We start from the raw sequence: 1416 nt of genomic DNA, 5'->3' as shown, positions 1-1416 counted from the left end.
CATTTCCTCGGCCTGCTGCTGTTTTTCGCGGTCATGACCATCATTATGTTCCAGGCCATGGGCATCTATTCCGAAGAGCTGTTCAGCAATCGCCTGCGCCTGCGCACCAAAGTAGTGGCCTGGACGGCGGCGTTTTGCATCCTGCTGTTCATGTACCAGATCCTGCAAATGTTCCCGCAACTCAACCCACATAACCTGGCCGCCTGGTACTTCGCCAGCCTGGGCCTGCTGTGCGTTGAACGCCTGGTGATGCTGCGCCTGTACCGCAACCTGATGCGCAACGGCAAATACCTGCAACGCACGGTGATCCTGGGCTTCACCGACACCGCGGTGCACGTCGCCGACCACCTGCAACGCAACGGCGACATCCGCTCCGGCCTGATCGGTTTCATCGATGACCGCACCGAACGCATTCCCAAGGAGCTGAGCAACCTGCCGTTGCTGGGCAACACCCGCGACCTGGAAAAACTGATCCGCTCCGAAGAGGTCAATCAAGTGATGATCTGCCTGCCCTGGGCCGCCGAGCAGCGCATTCATGGGCTGGTCAATCGCCTGCGGCAAATGTCGGTCAACGTGATGCTGGTGCCCGACATGGCGGCCCTGCGCTACGGCCACAGCCGCATCACCGACGTGGGCGGCATCCTGATGTTCAACACCTCGCAGTTGCCGCTGCGGGGTTGGTCGCCGTTTATCAAGCGTTGTGAAGACCTGCTGCTGGCCAGCCTGGCACTGATAACACTGTCCCCGGTGATGCTCGCGACGGCGATCGCGATCAAGCTCGATTCCAAAGGCCCGGTGCTGTTCCGCCAGAACCGTTATGGCTACAACGACAACGAGATCCGCGTGTTCAAGTTCCGCTCGATGTTCACCGACCAGAGCGACTTCACCGCCGAGCAGCAGACCACCCGCAAAGACCCGCGCATCACCCGCGTGGGCCGCATCATCCGCAAGACCAGCATCGACGAGCTGCCGCAGTTGTTCAACGTGCTGCTGGGCAACATGTCCATGGTCGGCCCGCGCCCCCACGCCACGGCGACCAAGGCCGCCGGCATTCCGTTCGAAGTGGCGGTGAGCGAATACAGCTCGCGGCACCGGGTCAAGCCGGGCATCACCGGTTGGGCACAGATCAACGGCTACCGGGGCGAGACCGATACCCTGTTCAAGATCCAGAAACGTGTCGAGTACGACCTGGAGTACATCTCCAAGTGGTCGGTGTGGTTTGACTTGTACATCGTCTTCATGACGGTCCCCGCCGTCCTGTCCACCAAGGAGGTCTATTGATGAATACCCTCAACGGATTGATTCCCTGCATTATTTCCGGTGGTTCGGGCACGCGGCTGTGGCCGGTGTCCCGGCAGAATATGCCCAAGCCGTTCATGCGCATGCGCGACGGCCAGAGCCTGCTGCAAAAGACTT

2 protein-coding genes are annotated in these 1416 nt (G+C 60.7%); both read left to right on the top strand.

The genetic code is table 11. The features are described from left to right. A partial coding sequence (locus tag HX803_RS32030; RefSeq protein WP_178926062.1) for an undecaprenyl-phosphate glucose phosphotransferase occupies positions 1-1281 on the top strand: 1281 nt, incomplete at its 5' end. After that, the coding region (locus HX803_RS32025; protein ID WP_178926061.1) for a sugar phosphate nucleotidyltransferase at positions 1281-1416 on the top strand (136 nt) is incomplete at its 3' end. The genes HX803_RS32030 and HX803_RS32025, both read left to right, overlap by 1 nt.

The sequence above is a fragment of the Pseudomonas sp. P7548 genome (assembly GCF_013386585.1).
GTDB lineage: Bacteria > Pseudomonadota > Gammaproteobacteria > Pseudomonadales > Pseudomonadaceae > Aquipseudomonas.
This window is presented reverse-complemented; position numbering and strand designations above follow the sequence as displayed.